This is a genomic window from Botryobacter ruber (assembly GCF_003347595.2).
Lineage (GTDB): Bacteria > Bacteroidota > Bacteroidia > Cytophagales > Hymenobacteraceae > Pontibacter > Pontibacter ruber_A.
The window spans coordinates 264,584-285,211 of record NZ_QCZK02000055.1 but is presented as its reverse complement, the minus strand read 5'-3'; the positions used below and the strand labels follow the sequence as shown (position 1 = coordinate 285,211).

The 20,628-nt window shown below is 49.2% G+C and carries 17 protein-coding genes and 1 tRNA gene; 11 read left to right on the top strand and 7 right to left on the bottom strand.

All coding sequences use genetic code 11. The features are described 5' to 3' along the window. Positions 1 to 52 precede the first annotated feature (52 nt). Entirely contained in the window at positions 53 to 1,327 is a 1,275-nt protein-coding gene (gene serS / locus DCW36_RS19425; RefSeq protein WP_114778418.1) for a serine--tRNA ligase, read from the bottom strand. A gap of 287 nt (positions 1,328 to 1,614) precedes the next feature. Here serS and rho point away from each other — a divergent pair, with 287 nt between their 5' ends. After that, a complete protein-coding gene (rho, locus tag DCW36_RS19420; protein ID WP_114778417.1) occupies positions 1,615 to 3,345 on the top strand; it encodes a transcription termination factor Rho in 1,731 nt (576 codons plus the stop codon). A 418-nt stretch (positions 3,346 to 3,763) separates the two neighbouring features. Here rho and DCW36_RS19415 read toward each other — a convergent pair whose 3' ends face one another. Further along, a complete protein-coding gene (locus tag DCW36_RS19415) occupies positions 3,764 to 4,819 on the bottom strand; it encodes an isoaspartyl peptidase/L-asparaginase family protein (protein ID WP_114778416.1) in 1,056 nt (351 codons plus the stop codon). A 443-nt stretch (positions 4,820 to 5,262) separates the two neighbouring features. On the opposite strand from DCW36_RS19415, the gene DCW36_RS19410 reads away from it, so the two are divergent. After that, positions 5,263 to 5,907, top strand: coding sequence for an OmpA/MotB family protein (locus tag DCW36_RS19410; protein ID WP_240676248.1), 645 nt, complete (start codon positions 5,263 to 5,265; stop codon positions 5,905 to 5,907). 129 nt (positions 5,908 to 6,036) lie between these two features. On the opposite strand, the gene DCW36_RS19405 is transcribed toward DCW36_RS19410, so the two are convergent. Further along, positions 6,037 to 6,561 carry a DUF6141 family protein gene (locus DCW36_RS19405; protein ID WP_114778414.1) on the bottom strand — a complete coding sequence of 175 codons (525 nt, stop codon included), beginning with the start codon at positions 6,559 to 6,561 and terminating at the stop codon, positions 6,037 to 6,039. Between the two features lie 33 nt (positions 6,562 to 6,594). After that, positions 6,595 to 7,737: a cystathionine gamma-synthase gene (locus DCW36_RS19400; protein ID WP_114778413.1), complete on the bottom strand. Its 1,143-nt coding sequence runs from the start codon at positions 7,735 to 7,737 to the stop codon at positions 6,595 to 6,597. A 149-nt stretch (positions 7,738 to 7,886) separates the two neighbouring features. Here DCW36_RS19400 and DCW36_RS19395 point away from each other — a divergent pair, with 149 nt between their 5' ends. From DCW36_RS19395 to DCW36_RS19360, 8 genes are all read left to right on the top strand, one after another. After that, positions 7,887 to 8,612 (top strand): TVP38/TMEM64 family protein, encoded by a 726-nt coding sequence (locus DCW36_RS19395; protein ID WP_114778412.1) that lies wholly within the window; start codon positions 7,887 to 7,889, stop codon positions 8,610 to 8,612. 70 nt (positions 8,613 to 8,682) lie between these two features. Then, positions 8,683 to 8,759 (top strand) — tRNA-Arg (locus DCW36_RS19390). Positions 8,760 to 9,217: 458 nt separating this feature from the next. After that, on the top strand, positions 9,218 to 9,631 hold the full coding sequence (locus tag DCW36_RS19385) for a hypothetical protein (RefSeq protein ID WP_114778411.1): 414 nt from the start codon (positions 9,218 to 9,220) through the stop codon (positions 9,629 to 9,631). 224 nt (positions 9,632 to 9,855) lie between these two features. Further along, positions 9,856 to 10,395 (top strand): hypothetical protein, encoded by a 540-nt coding sequence (locus DCW36_RS19380; protein WP_114778410.1) that lies wholly within the window; start codon positions 9,856 to 9,858, stop codon positions 10,393 to 10,395. Between the two features lie 471 nt (positions 10,396 to 10,866). Continuing rightward, complete coding sequence (locus tag DCW36_RS19375; RefSeq protein ID WP_114778409.1) at positions 10,867 to 12,126, top strand: PAS domain-containing protein; 1,260 nt, start codon at positions 10,867 to 10,869, stop codon at positions 12,124 to 12,126. A gap of 45 nt (positions 12,127 to 12,171) precedes the next feature. Further along, positions 12,172 to 12,531, top strand: coding sequence for a CZB domain-containing protein (locus DCW36_RS19370; protein ID WP_114778408.1), 360 nt, complete (start codon positions 12,172 to 12,174; stop codon positions 12,529 to 12,531). Positions 12,532 to 12,680: 149 nt separating this feature from the next. Beyond that, positions 12,681 to 13,667, top strand: coding sequence for an aldo/keto reductase (locus DCW36_RS19365; protein ID WP_114778407.1), 987 nt, complete (start codon positions 12,681 to 12,683; stop codon positions 13,665 to 13,667). Between the two features lie 389 nt (positions 13,668 to 14,056). Next, positions 14,057 to 15,400, top strand: coding sequence for a hypothetical protein (locus DCW36_RS19360; RefSeq protein ID WP_125185157.1), 1,344 nt, complete (start codon positions 14,057 to 14,059; stop codon positions 15,398 to 15,400). Positions 15,401 to 15,494: 94 nt separating this feature from the next. Here DCW36_RS19360 and DCW36_RS19355 read toward each other — a convergent pair whose 3' ends face one another. After that, positions 15,495 to 15,839 (bottom strand): hypothetical protein, encoded by a 345-nt coding sequence (locus tag DCW36_RS19355; RefSeq protein WP_114778405.1) that lies wholly within the window; start codon positions 15,837 to 15,839, stop codon positions 15,495 to 15,497. Between the two features lie 515 nt (positions 15,840 to 16,354). Between DCW36_RS19355 and DCW36_RS19350 the strand changes: the two genes are divergently transcribed. Beyond that, a complete protein-coding gene (locus DCW36_RS19350; protein ID WP_114778469.1) occupies positions 16,355 to 16,771 on the top strand; it encodes a BrxA/BrxB family bacilliredoxin in 417 nt (138 codons plus the stop codon). Between the two features lie 167 nt (positions 16,772 to 16,938). On the opposite strand, the gene purD is transcribed toward DCW36_RS19350, so the two are convergent. Both purD and recQ read right to left on the bottom strand, forming a co-directional pair. After that, positions 16,939 to 18,234 carry a phosphoribosylamine--glycine ligase gene (gene purD, locus DCW36_RS19345; protein WP_114778404.1) on the bottom strand — a complete coding sequence of 432 codons (1,296 nt, stop codon included), beginning with the start codon at positions 18,232 to 18,234 and terminating at the stop codon, positions 16,939 to 16,941. 177 nt (positions 18,235 to 18,411) lie between these two features. Next, a complete protein-coding gene (gene recQ / locus DCW36_RS19340) occupies positions 18,412 to 20,592 on the bottom strand; it encodes a DNA helicase RecQ (RefSeq protein WP_114778403.1) in 2,181 nt (726 codons plus the stop codon). Positions 20,593 to 20,628: the final 36 nt, after the last annotated feature.

Genomic DNA, 20,628 nt, shown 5'->3' with positions numbered 1-20,628 from the left:
TAATTTGACAAGCCCCTCCATTAGCACATCAGCACATCAAAAAATCAGCACATTAACTTATTTTCTCAAAGCCCAGGTACGGGTGCAGCACCTTCGGCATGTTTATTCCATCTGCGGTCTGGTTGTTTTCCAGGATAGCCGCCACAATGCGTGGCAACGCCAGGGCGCTGCCGTTCAGGGTATGCAGCAGCTGTGTTTTACCGCTTTCATTTTTGTAGCGCAGCTTCAGGCGGTTCGCCTGATACGTTTCGAAATTGCTCGCAGAACTCACCTCAAGCCAGCGGCCCTGGGCAGCAGAATAAACTTCCATATCGTAGGTAAGCGCAGAGGTAAAACTCATGTCGCCGCCGCACAGGCGCAGCACACGGTAAGGCAGCTCCAGCTTTTGCAGCAGCCCCTGTATGTAGCTGCTCATCTCCTCCAGCGCCTCATACGAATTTTCCGGCAACGTTATCTGCACAATCTCTACCTTGTCGAACTGGTGCAAACGGTTCAGGCCGCGCACATCGGCACCCCACGAACCGGCCTCTCTCCGGAAGCAAGGCGTATGGCCGGCATTCTTTATGGGCAGCTGCTCTACGGGCACAATCACATCGCGGTAAATGTTGGTAATGGGCACCTCGGCCGTAGGAATCAGGTACAGGTTATCTTCTTTTGCAAGGTACATCTGCCCATCCTTGTCGGGCAGCTGACCGGTACCGTACCCGGAGGCTTCGTTCACCAGGATCGGCGGCTGCACCTCTGCGTAGCCTGCCTTTATGGCTTCGTCGAGGAAGAAGTTTATGAGCGCGCGCTGCAGGCGGGCTCCCTGCCTTTTATATACCGGGAAACCGGCCCCCGTTATTTTATTGCCCAGCTCAAAATCAACGATATCATACTTCTGGATCAGCTCCCAGTGCGGCTGCGCATCTTCCGGCAGCAACGGCAGGTCGCCATGCTCCAGCACAACTTCATTGTCTTCGGCCGATCTGCCTGCGGGCACACTTTCGTGGGGCAGGTTAGGCAGCCTATAAAGCGCTTCCTGTAATTCAGTTTCTAAGGTTGTCAGCTGCTCGGCCAGCCCTTTTGCCTGCTGTTTCAGCTGGGTGGTTTCTGCTTTAAACGCTTCTGCTTTTTCGCGCTCACCGCTTTTCATCAGCACACCAATTTCTTTCGACAGGCTGTTGGCTCTTGCCTGCAGTTCATCGTGCTCGCTCTGCACCTGGCGGCGGCGCTGATCGAGGTCTAACAAAGCGGCTACTTCTGCAGCAGCATTTTTATAGTTTTTCTTTTGTAAACCTGCCACTACCAGGTCTGTCTGCTCTCTTAAAACGGGAAGCTGTAGCATAGTTCGGGGTTAAATAACGGCACAAAAATATACTTTTTTAAGCAGTATGTGGCATTTACAACTTTTTTTGCCAAAACTTGAAACATTTTTCATAAAAAGCTCCGTAATATTTGTTAATTAGAAGGTATTGCAATAACATTGCATACAATTTGAAGAAGGCACTATTCTTGCGCCTCTCTAACTCTACACAACCTTAATAATCTTTTTCCTGGATTTTAAACTAATTCTCTCGCTTCGTCCGCATGCTGCGAACCTGGCAAGTTAAGCTAACTACCATACCATATTTTATGTATAATATTGAAGAATTGAAAGATAGGCTTCTTTCAGAACTCAAGGAAATTGCTGAAGACCTGGGCGTCAAAAATTTCAAAAAGCTCAGTAAACAAGACCTGGTCTATAAAATCCTTGATCAGCAAGCTATTACCCCTCCGGAAAAACTACCAAAAAAAGCCAAACCCGCCTCTCGCCCAGAAGCCTCTGTTGAAACATCAACTTCAGAAAACACAAACGCCGCCGCCCCGGAACCTGTACTGGAAGAAGCAGCAGTTGCAGCCCCTCCCCGAAGAGAACGCATTCAGCGCGACAACGTAGCCCGCAAAGAAGAGCAGGCGCAACTATTTGTACCGGCACAGGCACCGGCGAAAGATCATGGCCCGCAACAGCAACAACGGGAGCGCACCCAGCAACCCCGCCGCGACAACCGTTCCGACAACCGCGAACAAGCTGTTGCTACAGAACAACGCCCTGAACGCACCGAAAGACAAGAGCGAACTGAGCGCCCGGATCGCGGCGATAACCGTGACCAGCGCGATTTTAGCGGTAACCGCAACGAGGGCCGCCCTGATAACCAGCGCCGCCAGGGCCAGCAGCAGTACGCTGCCAGCACCAGCAATTTTAAAGAATTTGATGGAATAATTCTAAACGAAGGCGTTCTGGAACTGATGCAGGATGGTTATGGCTTCCTGCGCTCTACCTACTACAACTACCTGGCCAGCCCGGATGATATATATGTTTCGCCGTCGCAGATTAAGCTTTTTGGCTTAAAAACAGGCGATACGGTAAAAGGACAGATTCGCCCGCCGAAAGAAGGCGAAAAGTATTTTGCCCTGCTGAAAGTGGAAACCGTAAACGGACGTACCACCGAGGAAATCCGCGACCGTATTCCGTTCCAGCACCTCACGCCGCTTTTCCCGGAAGAGCGCCTGAAACTAACCACCAAACCAAGCCAGCTCTCTACCCGCATCCTGGATTTGTTTGCCCCCATAGGCAAAGGCCAGCGTGGTATGATTGTGGCCCAGCCTAAAACAGGTAAAACCGTGTTGCTGAAAGAGATTGCCAACGCCATCTCCGAAAACCACCCGGAAGTGTACCTGATGATCCTGCTCATAGACGAACGTCCGGAAGAGGTAACTGATATGGCCCGCAGCGTGAAGGCAGAAGTGATTGCCTCTACGTTTGATGAGACCGCCGAGCGCCACGTAAAAGTATCGAGCATTGTACTGGATAAAGCCAAGCGCATGGTAGAGTGCGGCCACGACGTGGTTATCCTCCTCGACTCCATTACGCGCCTTGCCCGTGCTTATAACACCGTGGTACCTTCGTCCGGTAAAATCCTGTCGGGTGGTGTGGATGCCAACGCACTGCACAAACCGAAGCGTTTCTTTGGCGCCGCACGTAACGTAGAAAACGGTGGCTCGCTGACCATCATCGCCACCGCCCTGATAGACACCGGCTCTAAAATGGACGAGGTGATCTTCGAAGAATTTAAAGGTACCGGTAACATGGAACTGCAGCTGGACCGCAAACTGTCGAACCGCCGCATTTACCCTGCTATCGACGTTCCTGCTTCCGGTACACGCCGCGAAGACCTGCTCATGGACAAAGACGAACTGAACCGTGTCTGGATCCTGCGCAAGTACATGTCCGACATGAACTCCGTAGAAGCGATGGAGTTCCTGAAAGACAAAATGGTAGGCACGAAGAGCAACGAAGAATTCCTGATTTCGATGAACAGCTAGTTATACGTTATTGGTTATTCGTGATTAGTTATTGGGGAGGTCATGTGTTAAACCTGCCTCACATAAAAAAGCAGCCACAGAGGGAAAACAAGCCTTTTGTGGCTGTTTTCGTTTTACTGCACCTGCCACCACAGCCTCTGCTCCTTTGTCTGAACCTTTGATTTACGGTGATTTTTCTGATTTACTTGATTTTGATTGTGCTCGATTAATTGTCTGAAGCTGGATTTACAGAATTTTAGTATTTTCAGGATTGGGGTTGTCTGAACAAGATTAAGAAGATTTAAGGAATAACAGGATTGGATTTGCCTGTGATTCGTGCAGGAGACGCGGGCACCGCGTCTCTACAGCCATACCCCCAACTCTCTACTTTTCTGTTACAGGGTTCAAAATCTTCAACCCCTACAAAATTTCTACCTCTCTACCTCCTAAACTTTCTAACTCCTAAACTCCCAAACATAGCTACCTTGCTTTCGCCGTTTTTGATGTAGCCACGGAACATACCCGGCGTGTTAAAAGGCATGGCAAAATTTCCTTTCCGGTCGAGGGCTATAACTCCGCCATCGCCACCATTGGCTACCAGCTTTTTAAGCACAACCGCTTCAGCTGCTTTTTTCACAGAATATTTTTTGTAGGCCATTAGCGCAGCGATGTCGTGGGCCACAACTAAACGAATAAAGAATTCGCCATGCCCAGTGGCCGATACGGCGCAGGTATTGTTATCGGCATACGTACCGGCTCCTATAATGGGAGAATCGCCAACACGCCCGTAGCGCTTGTTGCTCATACCGCCCGTAGAGGTGGCTGCCGCCAGGTTACCGTAAGCATCCAGTGCCACCGCCCCTACTGTCCCGAACTTTTTGTCTTCGGTAAAAATATTTTCAGTACTGCCCGTGCCCGTTGAATCGCCTGGCTGTGGGTTTTCCTTTTCCTGTAGCCGCTGCAGTTGCTGCAAGCGCCTCTCCGTTCTGAAGTACGAAGGCTCTACCAACTGCAACCCCTTCTCTCCTGCAAACTTTTCGGCCCCGTTTCCTATCAGCATTACATGCTCCGACTGCTCCATCACTGCCCGCGCCGCACTAACCGGATTCCTGATGGTAGTCACACTGGCCACAGCTCCGGCCTTCAGCGATTTTCCGTCCATTATGGACGCATCGAGTTCATTTTTCCCCTCATTGGTAAACACAGCACCCCTGCCGGCATTAAACAGCGGCGAATCCTCTAACAGCCGCACCGTTGCTTCCACGGCATCCAGGCTGCTGCCGCCGTTCTTCAACACGGCAAACCCGGTCTGCAGCGCCTGTTCCAGGGCAGCGGCATATGCTTTTTCAGTTTCCGGCGTCATGTTGGCTTTGGTAATAGCACCTGCACCCCCGTGTATTACCAGTGTAATTTTGCTAAAATCCGGTTGCGCCTGTTGTGCAAAGGCTAAAGCAGGCAAGCAACCTATTAGAAATGCTATTACAATTGTTTTCATTTCTGCTGAAACAAGTAGGTTTTCTGACTTTCCTAAGATAACGCATTTACCCGATAAGTAAACTGAACGATGGTTATAAGATCCAACATCAGCAGAATATGAAGCTGACCAGGTTGCTCATTTTCCGGCTCCAGGCCAAAATAAACCTGTTTATGCATTGCAATAAAATTTTTTGTGTGAAAATCAGCAATAAAGAAAAATAAAAATGATAAAATATAGCTTCAGCACAATATTTGCTACAGTAAAATTTACTAACCGTACCTGTAACATTAAGAATTGCTTAAAATGCTAACTTACTAGCGGTCATTTTTACAATTGCTTTTATATTTGTATCACAAACCTTTTTTTTCAACCTTATATAAACACAAACCCTAATGAAATTCAATTTTTTCAAAGCATCTTTATCTTTGCTTTTGTGCACCAGCTTACTGACCACTTCTTGTGTGTCTTCTAAAAAGTACGACGAACTGAAAGCCAGCAAAGAAGCTTTAGAGCGCGAGCAAGCTGCCGACCGCAAGCGTGCCGACGAACTGGCTGCCAGCCTGAAAGAGCGTGAGCAGAAACTGGCGCAGATGGAGCGTTCCATGAACGAGCAGCAAAAAACACTCGACAACCTTCGCAACGAGGTAAATGCTGCGCTTAAAGGCTTTAACCAGGGCGACCTGAGCACAAGCGTTCGTAATGGCAAAGTATATGTGTCGCTTTCTGACAAACTATTATTCCCGACCGGTAGCACAAAAGTTAATCCGCAGGGCAAAAAAGCACTTGACCAACTGGTAAATGTTCTGAAAAAGAACCAGCAGGTAGGTGTTACGGTAGAAGGTCACACCGACGATGTAGAAGTGATTCCTGGTACAAAGAAAATTGCCGATAACTGGGACCTAAGCGTACTGCGTGCTACTGAAATCACGCGCCTCATGATGGAAAAAGGTCTTTCTCCGGACAGAATTACCCCAGCCGGCCGCGCTTACTACCAACCAGCCGACACCGGTCGTTCTGCAGAAGCAAAATCTAAAAACCGCCGTACCGAAATTATCCTGACGCCGGATTTAACTGACTTCTACAAAGCACTTGGTATCCAGTCTTAATCTTTTCGGGAAACTGATTTTTTAAAAACAAAAAGCGCCGGCACTGTTACAGTTGCCGGCGCTTTTTGTTTAAATGTTCCGGAAAAATTCTGCTGCTCCTGCCACCACAGCCTCTGCTCCTCCTCTACTTCATGGCACCGGCCCTTTTCCGGCTTCTTTCGCTTGCCGGATAGCCTCAAACAACTCCGATGCCCGCTGCGAACCAATGAGCATGGGCTTGCGGTTGTAGAAATAGAGCTTCACGCCTTCGTTGCCGGCCATGTTAAAAGCCACCCCCTTTAACCCGAACCGAATGCCCCACCCGCCATAGTCGCTGATGGGGTTATACGTTACCCGCTCGAAATCGCGCACCAGGTGGAGCTCTACCTGCACCGGCTTAAAATTGACGGGCGAGAACCGGAGCTCGACTTTACCCGGATACACCTCGGTAATGAGCGCCATCCGGTAAAAGAAAAGCGGCAGCCCAATTCCAACCAGCACGACCAGTATGGCAGCTTCGGCGCCTGCAATGGGGTTGCGCCCGAAGTTATTGCCGGTAACAACCTGGTAGATGAACCCCACCCAAAAGATGGCAGCTACTCCCAGTATCACCACCCAAAGCCAGAACTGCGTAAACCGCTGCTTCTCCCGGAACAGGAGCACCTGCTCTCCCATCGCTTCTCAACATTATTTCAACAAACCGCCTGTTCAGGAACCAATCGCCTGCTCCAGGTCCGCAATCAGATCTTCGGCATCTTCTATACCCACACTTAACCGGATCAGCGAGTCGCTCAGCCCCGCCTTCATGCGTTCCTCCCTCGGGATACTGGCATGTGTCATGGAAGCCGGGTGCCCGCACAGCGACTCCACCCCTCCCAGCGACTCTGCCAGCGAAAAGTAATGGAACCGCTCCAGCGTACGGATCGCATCTTCCTGGCGGTCGCCTTTGAGTACAAACGAAATCATGCCGCCAAAATCGCGCATCTGCTCCTTGGCCACCGCATGGTTGTTATGCTCTTCCAGTCCAGGCCAGAACACCTTTTCCACCTTCGGATGGTTTTGAAGGAACTCTGCCACCTTGCGCCCGTTCTGGCAGTGGCGTTCCATCCGGATGTGCAGCGTTTTCAGGCCGCGCAGCACCAGGAAGCAATCCTGCGGACCAGGAGTAGCGCCGCAGGCATTCTGGATAAAAGCCAGCTCCTGCGCCAGGTCGGCATCTTTCATAATCAGCGCCCCCATCACCACATCCGAGTGGCCGGCCATGTACTTGGTAAGCGAGTGCATCACAATGTCGGCCCCCAGGTCGAGGGGCGTTTGCAGGTATGGCGTAGCAAAGGTGTTATCGGCCACCAGCAGCACGTTATGTTTCTTTGCGATGGCCGCGCAGCCTTTAATGTCGATGATGTTCAGCAGCGGGTTAGTTGGTGTCTCCAGCCAGATGATGCGGGTATTCTCGTTCACCAGCGCCTCCACATTACCCAGGTCGCTCATGTTGGTGAAGTGAAACTTAATGCCGTAGTTCTGGAAAATTTTGGTGAAGATGCGGTAAGTACCTCCGTACAGGTCGTTGGTGGCAATCACCTCGTCGCCAGGTTTCAGCAGCTTGATGACAGCATCGATAGCCGCCATACCCGAAGCAAAACACAAGGCATGCGAGCCGTTTTCCAAAGCTGCCAACGCATTCTGAAGGGCTGTGCGCGTAGGATTGTGGGTCCGGGAATATTCATAGCCTTTATGATCGCCGGGCGACTTTTGCACGTATGTAGAGGTCTGGTATATGGGCGTCATGATGGCGCCTGTCGTTGGGTCCGGTTCTACGCCGGCGTGTATAGCTTTTGTTCCGAATTTCATAGATTACAGGTTAAAGTTTTAACGTTATGCCGCAAGTTACTAAAATTACTTTTTACGGTTGTTGTCTGGTTTTGCCTTGCCCGGAGCACCTGTTTTCATAAAAGATTCCCCTTTACCCGCTACCTTTACTGCTAAACAAACAACTCCTGATGCCAAAAAAACAACTGACGCTGCTCCGTAACCTGCTCCGAGAGAACACCTCCACCTTTGTATCGATGCTCTTGCTGGTGGTGGTGCCGGTGGTGGTTAGCTCTACGCTCGCGTATGTACTGTACGAGTACCAGGGGCTGCTGCAGGACCTGGGCTGGTTGCAGATGCTGTTGTATTTTGTGATCGTCTCCTTTACCATGGCCCTGGCCCTTACCCCCACAACCTTTGTTGCGCTTGTCAGCGGCTTTTACCTGGGCTGGCAGGGCTTTCCGGGCGTCGTGGTATCGTATGGCATTGCCGCGATCGTCGGTTATACCCTGGCCTGTGCGATTGACCACGGTAAGATGATGAGCTTTATGAACCGCTTCGAAAAAGCACGCCTGCTCATGCAGGAGCTGCGCGCCGAAAGCTGGAGCCTTATCTTCCTGACCCGCATTTCGCCGGTACTGCCTTTCGCCCTTATGAACTTTGTGCTGTCGCTGCTACAGGTAAATAAGAAAAAATTCTTTGTAGCCAGCATTGTAGGCATGCTGCCCCGCACTGTTTTCTTTTTCTGGATAGGCACGCAAGCCAGCAACGTCCTCACGCTGCTCCAAAACCCCGATACCGGAAAGAGCGGCCAGCTGCTGGTCATCAGCCTGATTATCATTTCGATAGGAGGTTTGTACTTTGTTTTCGACCGTGCCCTGAAGAAAACCCTGCAAAATGTCAGTACCAGAAACTGATAAATTTTTACGCTGATGCTTGCATCTTATTAAAAAAGGCTGTTCCTTTGCACTCACAATAACAGTACACGGTCTCGTAGCTCAATTGGATAGAGCATCTGACTACGAATCAGAAGGTTTGGGGTTCGACTCCCTACGTGACCACCAAAAAGGCCCTTAGCAGCACGCTGAGGGCCTTTTTTATTTTACACCAGAACATATCTTTATAACTGCATTTCCTCCTGTACCATCTCACACAGGTCCTAGTTTAAGCACTGGAGCAGAGGCAGTGGTGGCAGGCGCAGCAGAACCAGAGAGGCCACATTGGATGATTGCGTTGGAAGCGAGTAGATAGCTTTTGGTATTATAACTGCTCTTTTAATCTTTTGTATCAACCTGACCTCTACAGGCTTATTTCCGAAACTTATCCTATCCCAACGCGTTGTGTTCCTACTACTAAATCGCTAAGATCGTACAAAGTGCACCATCATTAAAAACAAACATCAAAAGCCCGAGTATAAGACAAGCAAACAGGAGTGGTTGCACCTCAACAGATACCGTAGACCAAAACGCTTTCCACCAGACAACAAATAAACTGAAGCTATACTTAAAGTCAACAAGCGCCGATGAAATTGACTGAAGCTTTTACCAATGCGTATGCTAAAATCGAGCTCAATAGCCAGTGGAAGTATATCCAGCTTACCTGGTTACAGCATACCGAACTGGAGCCCCTCAGAAACGTCCTGCTGACAGCATTGAAGTTTGCACGAGAAGAGAAAATCGATCATTGGCTGTTCGATTTACGTAAACTAAACTACACGATGTTGTCAGATCAAATCTGGTCGGCAAATGAATATTTCCCCTCTTTTGACCTGACGCTGCATCACCGGTTAGCTTGTGTTGTAAGTCCGACCAGTGCAGAGATGTTTCCTGATGTTGCTATTCAGCAGGCAATACAGCAAAAAGATGAGGTTATGGAGCACATAAAGCTCGAAATTTTTCTGGACATGGAAGTAGCAAAGTACTGGCTGTTCGATTAACAACTTTAATGGCTGCAAATCCGCTTTGTTAAATTTTTAATAAAGCAGGAGCAGCCAACGTGGTAGTATTCAAAGCGTTGCAAACAGATTTTACTTGTCGGCAAAAGTTTATTGGCTTTCGGATAACTACTGTGAATTAAAATAGTATATGCAATATATAGTTATTTGTTGCTTTGTCTGTTCATGCGCTGATAACATATAAACAACCTAAACACCATGCTGCTATGACCAATAAAATCTTAACTTACCTGTACGACTATTATGGCGATGGCAACTTCCATGATATCAGGCCTGTATTAAACCAGTACCACGATTCTGTATCGGAAGTGGATGTGGACGACCTGCGGCTGGAAGGGCTGATAGAAACGAAATCGGAGTCAGTGTTAGACCATGCTTTAGAGCCTGCTGAAAAAACGCCTCTTCTGGCCCGCATAACCGAAAAAGGAGTATTCATCCTGAACGGAGATCCTAAGATAACGTCTATTATCGATGCCATTAACAACCAGAACCTGCTCCACTTTACGTATGTAGACGCAGAAGGCAGAACGGAAGACGCAATGGTAGCACCCTATATCTATGGCAGAGACCCCGACGACCGGCTGGTGGTATGGGGCGCCATCCCGGGAAAACATCACGAACACCGCCGCTTCCTGATTAACAACATGGAACTGGCTGCTCCGCCGCAGGAAACCTTTAACGTGGTAAAAGATATGATGCTTAGCCAGCCCCGCGATATTGAGGTGATCGCCCAGGTGCAATATTAAAGTATTTTCGGTTAGCACCTGAATGACTAGCGGTTTAAGTGCCTGAACAAAAAAATCAGGATTAAAACAGTATGCCTGCCGTTTATGGCTATAAACACGAAGCACAGCCAGTAGCATTGTACACGCCCCCTTTGCTGCTGGCTTTCGTTTTGTACTGCGGCAGTGGCTTTTTCCACTTCGCATGAACCTGCTGCCACTAACTTGCAGCAGAGGCTATGGTGGCTGGTGCAGCAGAACAAAACAGGAGGCCTGCCCATTGCCAGCCCCGAAAACCCCGATGAATTTCGGGAAAAAAGTAACCACGACAGCTATGCTATCAGAAGCATCATGAATTGTTGCGCTACAGCAGAAACCACACCTACAGCAAGGCCGCATAAAATTACCCCCGTTCATTTTCAAGAATGTTTAAACATTATTCCTTAATTTGCAGTAAACTCATCCGCATGTTCTCTGCCCGGACTATTTATTTTTATGGATTTATATAAACTTTTCGTCAACATTCCGGAAACCATAGTGGTAATTTCGCCTGAATACAAAGTACTTGAAGCTACAGATGCCTACCTGGAGGCAACCATGCGGACCCGGGAAGAGCTGATCGGGCAGAACTTTCTGGAAGCTTTTCCGGACAACCCCGACAGCAGCGCCTCCAGCAACACTGCCCTGCTGCGCAAGTCGCTCGACAATGCCCTGTACGGAAAGAAAGTAGATTACCTGGACGTGTTACGCTACGACATCCCAAAGCCAAAAGCGGATGGCGGAGGTTTTGATATCCGCTACTGGGAGGCCTCTCATACGCCTGTATTGGATGAGCAGGGCGAGGTTATGTTTATTATCCAGCGCACCTCCGACGTTACCGAAAGAGAAATAACAAAACTTGCGCTTTCCGAAAGCCAGCAGAAGTTCCGGTTCATGGCCGAAGCGATGCCCCAGTTGGTGATGACCATGAACCCGAAAGGGGAACTGACTTACTTTAACCAGCGCTGGACAGACTATACCGGCATCCCCATCAAGGAGCTTCTCGACACCAGGTGGGCAGCCTTTGTACACCCCGATGATCTGCCGGTGCTGGAAAAGCGGTGGCAGGCAGCCTTCCGGGCCGGCACTGAATTTCAGGCAGAAATGCGCCTGCGCGAAAAGAACGGCAGTTACCGCTGGTTCCTGTGCCGTTGCCTGCCCATGCAGGACGAAAACGGAAACATTCTGATGTGGGTTGGCAGCTCCACCGACATTCACGATACCAGGCAGATGGTACAGGAACTCCTGGAATCTAACGAGCAGATGTCGCACCTGTCGGACCAGGTTCAGACGGCCTACCTGAAAGTGGAGGCAGAGCGCAAAACCCTGGAAAGGCTGATTATGCAGGCCCCCGCTGTATTCTGCATCCTAAAAGGACCGGAACACCGCTTTGAGCTGGTAAATCCTTACTACCAGAACCTGTTCCCAAGCCGGAAGCTCTTAGGCAAGCCGATAGCGGAGGCACTACCCGAAATTGTAGCGCAGGGCTTTGTCGATATCCTGGACAATGTATTCCAAACCGGCAAGGAGTTTGTGGCAGAAGAGATTTTTGTCAGGCTCGATAAAACCGGCACAGGAAACCTTGTAGACACGTATTTTACAATCATCTATCAGCCACTTCTTGATGAAGAAGACAATATTACCGGCATCCTGGTGTTTGGGAACGAAATTACCGAGCAGGTAAAATACAGGCAAAAACTCCAGGAGCTTGAATAAGCAAGCACCATTACCACCCCACACACTCGCAGCAAAAGCAACCTTATGAACCTGGCGCAGATCGATTTTCAACAAATTAGAATTAAACATATCCTGTTTAAGTCTAAGGTGCGCTCTGTGCTTTATGGCGGCAACTACGATAAAACTTTTTTCTCGTCCTCGGGCCCCATAAACCTCTGGTTTACAACGGTTGGTTTAGTCAGGTACAACATGGAGCCGGAGTTAAGGGAGCTCGCAAAAATAAACCAGGAGCTGCATCAAACAGCACTGCAACTCTTCAGCCTTTACGGTAACGGTAAAATTGAACAGGCACTCGACGGAATGAAAAAAATCGATCAGCTGTCAGACAGTTTTCTGAAGCTGATTGCCACCCTCGAAGCGAAATACAATCATCGGGCTGACTAAACCGGAACGGCTTCCGCTGGTCAACATTTGGTATTTCTGCTGCTGAATCGTTAAATTCAGGCTTTATAACCATCGAAGCAAGCTGTAGTAAATCCAGAAACTGAAAGCTGGCACCAGCTATGCTCATCTTTTTTCAAACGTAAAAAAACATGCAATACCGGAAACTAGGAAAAACAGGATTCGAAGTATCGGAGGTTTCGTTAGGAACCTGGCAGGTGGGAGGCCGCTGGGGCGAGCCCTTTAACGATCAAAACGCCGAACAGATTATTAACCGCGCCATCGACATGGGCATCAATTTTATAGATACCGCCGATGTGTACAGCAACGGGTTAAGCGAAGCAGCCGTTGCCAAGGTGGTAAAGAGCCGCAGCGAGCGCGTGTACATTGCCACCAAATGCGGGCGCCAGATACAGCCCCACACTGCCGAAGGCTACACGCCCGAACGCCTGGTGGGGTATGTAGAAGAAAGCCTCAGCAACATGAAACGCGACACCATTGACCTGATCCAGTTGCACTGCCCGCCAACGGAAGTTTATTCCCGCCCCGAAATATTCGAAGCCTTCGACAGGCTGAAGGAACAGGGCAAAATCCAGAACCTGGGTGTGAGCGTGGAGCTGGTGGACGAGGCGCTGATGGCCATGAAATACCCGAATGTAACCACCGTGCAGGTGATCTTTAACATGTTCCGACTGAAGCCAAGCCGCGAACTGTTTGCCGCTGCCCGCGAAAACAACTGCGGCATTATAGCGCGCGTGCCCCTGGCCAGCGGCCTGCTGTCCGGCAAAATGAATGCCAGCACCACCTTCAGCCCCGACGACCACCGTAGCTTTAACCGGAACGGCGAAGCGTTTGATAAAGGCGAAACTTTTTCGGGCGTAGATTTTGAAACAGGCCTGGAAGCAGCAGAGGAGATCAAGAAACTCTTTCCGGGCCAGGAATCCTTAGCAGCCTGGGCTATTCGCTGGGTACTCATGTTCCCCGAAGTAAGCACCGTTATACCGGGCGCCTCCAGGCCGGACCAGGTAACAAGCAATACGCAGGCAGCCGCTCTACCCAAACTGTCGGAAGCCCAGATGCAGGGCGTTCAGGAGGTGTATGAGAAGTATTTTAAATCTGTTGTAGAACCGCTCTGGTAACAACTGACGCTACAAAGGAAGCGGTTGGCTGCGCAAATCAGTCAGCCGCTTTTTGTTTTTAAGGATAAATACCCGGTTTCAGCTGCAGCAGAAGGTATGGTGGCAGGAGCAGCAGTATTTTTTGGCAAATAGAAGCTCTTTTTACTCTGCAGCCACAGCCACCAAAGCCACTGCACATCAGATTTCGTCAGCACGCCTGCTTAACATCCTGCAAATCAATCCAGTAACAACCCATCTCGCCGGTAAATTCACAAGAGCTTCCTAAAAAGCTTATTCTATCTTATTTTTGCAGCTTACCTTTAACTTTTCCCGTTCCGGGCACCACCTGCGGCTGTTAGCACCATTAGCGCTTTGCCATAATTTCTGTTTTGTTAACTATACTCGTACAAATGAAAAAAATGCTTCTTTCCGCCCTGGCACTTTGCCTGGGCTTGTCACAACCTGTCCTGGCTCAGAACGAACAGCCTAAACCTGTCAGCGAACTAAAGTATAAGTTAACAGAAGATGGCTCGAGGTATGTGAAAGCAACTTTTCTGAACCAGGTCTGGCTACGCTGGAACGAGAGCAATCCGGGCACGCTGGTCAACGGCAAACCCTCCGACAACACCTTCGACATCGGGCTGCGCCGCTCACGTATGCAGCTTTTTGGCCAACTGACAGACCATGTGTTTTTTTACACCCAGTTTGGGATGAACAACTTTAACTACCTTTCGCAGAACGCAGGCAACCGTAAACTGCAGGCCTTCTTCCACGATGTGCTGGGAGAGTACAAGGTATTTACCCATAATGAGGCGCTGAAGCTTGGCGGCGGCCTTACCATCGTGAGCGGGTTGAGCCGTTTTACCCAACCCAGCATCGGCACCATTATGACCACGGATGTGCCGGTGTTCCTGCAGGCTACCGTAGACCAGACCGACGAATTTGCCCGCAAACTGAGCGTGTATGCCCGGGGGCAGCTAGGTAGACTGGACTACCGCCTCGCCGTTTCAGACCCCTTCCCCATCCAGACCAACGGGCAGACAGCCCCTGCACCTGGGGAGAATGCCACCTTCACTACCTACGGCCACTCGCATCAGTACAACGGCTTTTTCAGCTATAACTTCCTGGACAAGGAGCCGCACACGACCCCATACATGGCAGGCACCTACCTCGGCGACCGCAGCATTCTGAACCTGGAAGGCGGTATTATCTACCAGGAAGATGCCACCTGGCACCTCGAAAACGGCACAAACGCGGTTTTCAACGACATGCTGCTCTGGTCGGTGGCAGCCTTTGCCGATATGCCGCTCCAGGACAACAAATATGCGCTGTCTGCTTATGCCGGCTACTTCAACACCGACTACGGCAGGAACTACATCCGGAACAACGGCATCATGAATCCCGCCAACGGCATGAGCGCTGCCGGAAACTTCAGCGGGGCAGGCAACGCCTATCCTATGTTTGGAACCGGCGAATCTGTTTACACACAACTAGGCCTGCGCCTGCCAAACGAGCTGCTGGGAGAGCACGGAACGCTGCTGCCCTACGCTTCTTACCGCCGCTCGTCCTACGACAGGCTCGAAGACCCGGTAACCGTTTTTGATACAGGCGTTAACTGGTTAATCAACAAACACATGTCCAAGGTATCGGTGAACTACCAGCTGCGCCCTGTTTTCAGGAATGAGGCAGGAGGGGCTGTTGTACGCGATGCTTACGCCAGTTCTGCCTGGTTACAATACCAGATATCCTTTTAGCAACAGGCTTGCTTCTCCCCCTAAAGCAACAGAGGCTGCCCCTTTCAGGGCAGCCTCTGTTGCTTTAGCATGGTATCCATCATCATAACCAGTATCAAACCGCAATTGCCTCGGTTAGCAAATAATCAGTCTGGTACATTCTTAACTCCGACAGCACCGGCTCCGGCACATTCCAGCGGGTATGATCGTCTTCCAGTTCCTGCCAGGAGGTAAAAATTTGCCAGACTTGTCTCTTGCCGAAGTTTTCAACTTCTTTTACCGTTAAAGGCCGCTGGTAAAAAGATCTTAACCGTTTATCCTCATCCCGCAGCGGTACCTGCACGAACAGATTGTCTCCATGAAGCACTTCAATTACTTCTGCTGGTTTATTATCAAAGGCAGGTAAGTAATAATAATATACCATCGAAAGCGTAAAATCAGTAGAATTCATTATTCCCATGCTACAAAAATTAAACAGGTTAATTTTTCCCTTCAATATCTGTTACCTGTGCGCTATAATACCTGATACAACCCGCGTACGGCCAACTTCGCTCTGCATCAATATTATTATATTTCACAAATAAACCTTATTATTTAACAACAACTAAAAATTTCAAAAATTAAAAAATATCAACCTGAGCAACAATACTTCTAAATTACAAATCAAAGTTCTGTTTTTCAGCTATTTACAGTTATTTGTTATATTTTTTACTAAAAATCAGTATTAATACACACTCACTACGTATCAAAATCAGACACTTTTCATTAACACACACTAATTGCAATTAGTTACAAACATTTAAAAATTCATAAAACAATCAAACAGTTTATTTTTAAAGTGAAGTTTCTGCCCAGGCTGCGAAGGGAGTATCGGCAAAGGAGCCGGGCAGCGCAGATTTGTGTGCGATTTATAACTGAAAATTTGTTAATTTTGTGTTCTTAAAAATTGTCACTTTAAATTTGATTACTATGGGAATGTATCCTGAATATATGGTTGCCCCGATCCGGGAGGACTTAACCTCTGCCGGATTTGAGCAACTGATGACATCGGAAGAAGTTGAGCAGGTTTTAAGCTCAAAGAGCGGTACGGTACTGGTTGCCGTTAACTCTGTTTGCGGTTGTGCTGCTGCCAAAGCACGCCCTGCCCTTAAAATGGCTGTAGCCTCCAGCGAAAAGCGACCTGAAAAATTAGTTACTGTATTTGCAGGAATGGAACAGGAAGCAGTAGCAAAAGCCCGTGAGCACATGCTGCCTTACCCGCCGTCTTCACCTTCTATCGCCCTGTTTAAAGATGGCGAACTGGTGCACATGATCGAGCGGTACCACATCGAAGGTAACGAGCTGCACCGCATTGTAGACAACCTGAAAGGCGCTTTTGAGGCTTATTGCTAAGCGTTAACCTGCTTTTACTGTCCGCTTTTATTTGCTGCAGCAGCCACCATAGCCGCTGCTCCTGCTAAAAAGCTTGCATTATCAACAATAGGGGCTGTTGATGCAACAGCTAGCAAAAAGAAAGGCCGGTGAATCGTCACCGGCCTTTCTTTTTGCTTCTATCTAAGTTATTTTGCTTTGACTGGATTACGCAGATCAAAACCGATATCGTGGCGGTAGACGCGGTCTTGCCAGGTTATTGTTTCGGCGGCGGCATTTGCTTTCGCCAGGGCTTCATCCATGGTATCGCCAAGGGCAGTTACAGCTATCACACGACCGCCGTTATTTACCAGCTTGTCGCCATCCTGTTTCGTGCCGGCATGAAATACCAGCACATCTTCCGGCACTTGGTCCAGCCCGGAAATCTCTTTCCCTTTCTCAAAGCCTTCCGGATAGCCACCTGATACCAGGAACACCGTAGCAGCTGTGCGCGGATCTACTTCCAGTTTAAAGCTCCCCAGCCTGTGCTCGTGCAAGGCGGTGAACAAGTCAAACAGATCGGATTTAATGCGTGGCAAAATAGCCTCGGTTTCCGGATCGCCTAAACGTACGTTGTATTCAATTACATAAGGGTCTCCGTTCACATTCATCAGACCGATAAACAGGAACCCGGTGTACGGAATATTCTCCTGCTGCAGGCCCTGCAGGGTAGGATCGATTACCCGGTCTTTCACCTTCTGCATAAACTCGTCGGTCACAAACGGCACCGGCGATATTGCGCCCATGCCACCCGTGTTCAGGCCTGTATCGCCCTCCCCTATCCGCTTGTAGTCTTTTGCTTCAGGCAGCAGCACATACTCTTTGCCATCGGTCAGGATAAAAACAGAAACCTCTATGCCTTGCAGGAATTCTTCGATAACCACTTTACTGCTGGCTTTGCCAAACCGCTTGTTGCGTAGCAGGTCCTCCAGCGCATCCAGCGCCTCGTCGAAGTTCTGGGCTATTATCACCCCTTTACCAGCCGCCAGGCCATCGGCTTTAATAACAGCCGGATAGGAATGATTGCGCAGGTACTCTACGGCATCTTTGTAGGTATCTTCGGTAAAGGTCTGGTATTGGGCAGTAGGAATGTTGTACTTGCTGAAAAACGCCTTACAGAAATCTTTGCTTCCCTCCAGCTGGGCACCCGCTTTTGTCGGCCCGATGATCAGGATGTGCTTGAGGTATTCGGAGCTCTGAAAATAGTCATGTATCCCCTCTACCAGCGCGTTCTCGTGCCCCACCACAATCATCATGATGTTAAAATCGGTGGCAAACTTTGCCAGCTCCTCAAAATCATGGGTATCGATGGCGGCGGTGGTGCCAAATTTTGCTGTGCCTGCGTTGCCGGGCGCTACAAATACTTTATCGCAGTATTGGCTTTCGTGCAGCTTTAAGGCAATGGCGTGCTCACGGGCACCAGATCCAATTATAAGTACGTTCATTCTGAATTTAATTGTTTAATGGTTAAACTGTTAAATTGTTAAAAGTTATTTTGCCGGATGAATTTAATTGGTGCAGGTGTAAAAAAATGATGGGTAATCCACCAACACATTTTTCTTTAAGTTAAATCATTTACCTATCCAACAATTTAACAATCAAGCAATTCAACAATTAATATTTTAATTCGCATACTCCGACAGGAATTTGATGCGCATCAGGCGAAGGTCTTCTTCGGTATAGTCGTCGGAGCCAAGCTCTTTCAGCGCCACGCCTATGTTATCGGTGGTGGCGCTCATAAAGTAGTCGTATATCTCATCCTGGCGCTCCTCATCCAGGATATTGTTGATGTAATAGTTCAGGTTAAGCTTGGTGCCGGAATAGCAGATGTGCTCGATCTCCTCTATCAGCTCCTGCATGCTCAGGTCCTTGGAAGCCGCAATCTCCTCCAGGTCTACCTTCTTATCTATCTGCTGAATGATGTAGATCTTAATCTTCGACTTGTTTACAGTGGATTTTACCACCACGTCGGAAGCCGTTACGATGTCGTTTTCTTCTACATACTTGCCAATGAGGTCAAGAAATGGTTTGCCAAACTTCTGCACCTTGCCCATGCCCACGCCACTGATATGCGCCAGCTCTTCCCGGGTGGTAGGGTAAGTCGTAGCCATTTCCTTCAGCGAAGGGTCCTGGAACAGGACGTAAGGCGGCAGATCTTTTTCTTTCGCCAGTTTCTTGCGTAAATTTTTGAGCAAGTCGAACAACACCTCGTCATGACCCGCCGCTGCCTGTGTTTCTTCTTTCTCTTCGTCAGCTTTCACTTCCTGCTCGTAATTATGATCTTTTGTAAGCTTTATTGCATGAGGGTTTTCTATAAAATCTAGGCCTTTCTGCGTCAGTTTCAGCACACCGAAGTTCTCGATATCTTTCTCCAGGTACTCCGACATTAATACCTGCCGCACCACAGAACTCCAGAATTGCGCATCGTTTTCTTTACCCTGCCCGAACACTTCCAGCTTATCATGGTCGTAGCTGGTGGTGTACTGGTTGCGCAGGCCGGTGAGCACTGCCGTGAGGTGGTCGATGCCAAACCGCTCGCCTGTCTGCTGTACAACCTTCAGCGCCAGCTGCACCTCCTGCTCTGCCTCAAAGCGCTCTTTCGGATGCAGGCAGTTGTCGCAGAAGCCGCAGTCTTTCTCGTAGGCTTCGCCGAAGTAATGGAGCAGTTGCTTGCGGCGGCAAACCGCTGAGTCGGCATAGGCAGCCATTTCCTGCAGCAGCAGTTTGGAGTTGTCGCGTTCGGTTACGGGCTTGTCTTTGTTAAACTTCTCCAGTTTTACAATATCGTCGTAGCTGTAGAACATCAGGCAGTTGCCTTCCATCCCATCGCGCCCGGCACGACCGGTTTCCTGGTAATAGCCTTCAATTGATTTTGGTGTATCATAGTGGATAACGAAACGCACGTCCGGCTTATCGATGCCCATCCCAAAAGCGATGGTTGCTACAATCACGTCTGCTTCTTCGTTCAGGAAGGCATCCTGGTTGGCCATACGCACGCTTGCATCCAGGCCGGCATGATACGGCAGCGCCTTTACATCATTTACCCGGAGCAGTTCGGCAATCTCTTCTACTTTCTTGCGGCTCAGGCAGTACACAATGCCGCTCTTGCCCTTGTTTTTCTTTACATACTGAATCAGCTGCTTCTTGGTGTTGTGCTTAGGCCGAACCTCGTAGTACAGGTTGGTGCGGTTAAACGACGACTTAAATACCGAGGCCTCGTCCATCTGCAGGTTCCGCTGAATATCAAGCTGCACCTTTGGCGTAGCCGTGGCAGTAAGCGCTATAATGGGCAGGTTGCCAATCTGGTCGATAATGCCCCGGATGCGGCGGTACTCCGGCCTGAAATCGTGGCCCCATTCCGAAATACAGTGCGCCTCGTCGATGGCGACAAACGAAATCCCGGCGCTGCGCAGGAACTCCACTGTCTCTTCTTTGGTAAGCGACTCCGGCGCCACATAAAGCAATTTCACCTCTCCGGCCAGCGTTTCCTTCTTTACCTTGTTTATCTCTGATTTAGAGAGCGTAGAGTTGAGGAAGTGGGCATTTACGCCGAAGGCATTCAGTTGGTCCACCTGGTTCTTCATCAGGGCGATGAGCGGCGAAATAACGATAGCGGTTCCCGGAAGCGATAAGGCAGGCAGTTGGTAACACAACGACTTGCCCGCACCTGTAGGCATAATTACAAAGGTATTCTTCCCGTTGATAATGTTATGGATTATCAGCTCCTGGTTTCCTCTGAATTGATTATACCCAAAAACTTCCTTTAATTTGTTTTTGAGATTGACCTCTTGTTTTACTGACATGTAAGCTAGCAGAAAATTTTACTGATTGCAGCGTAT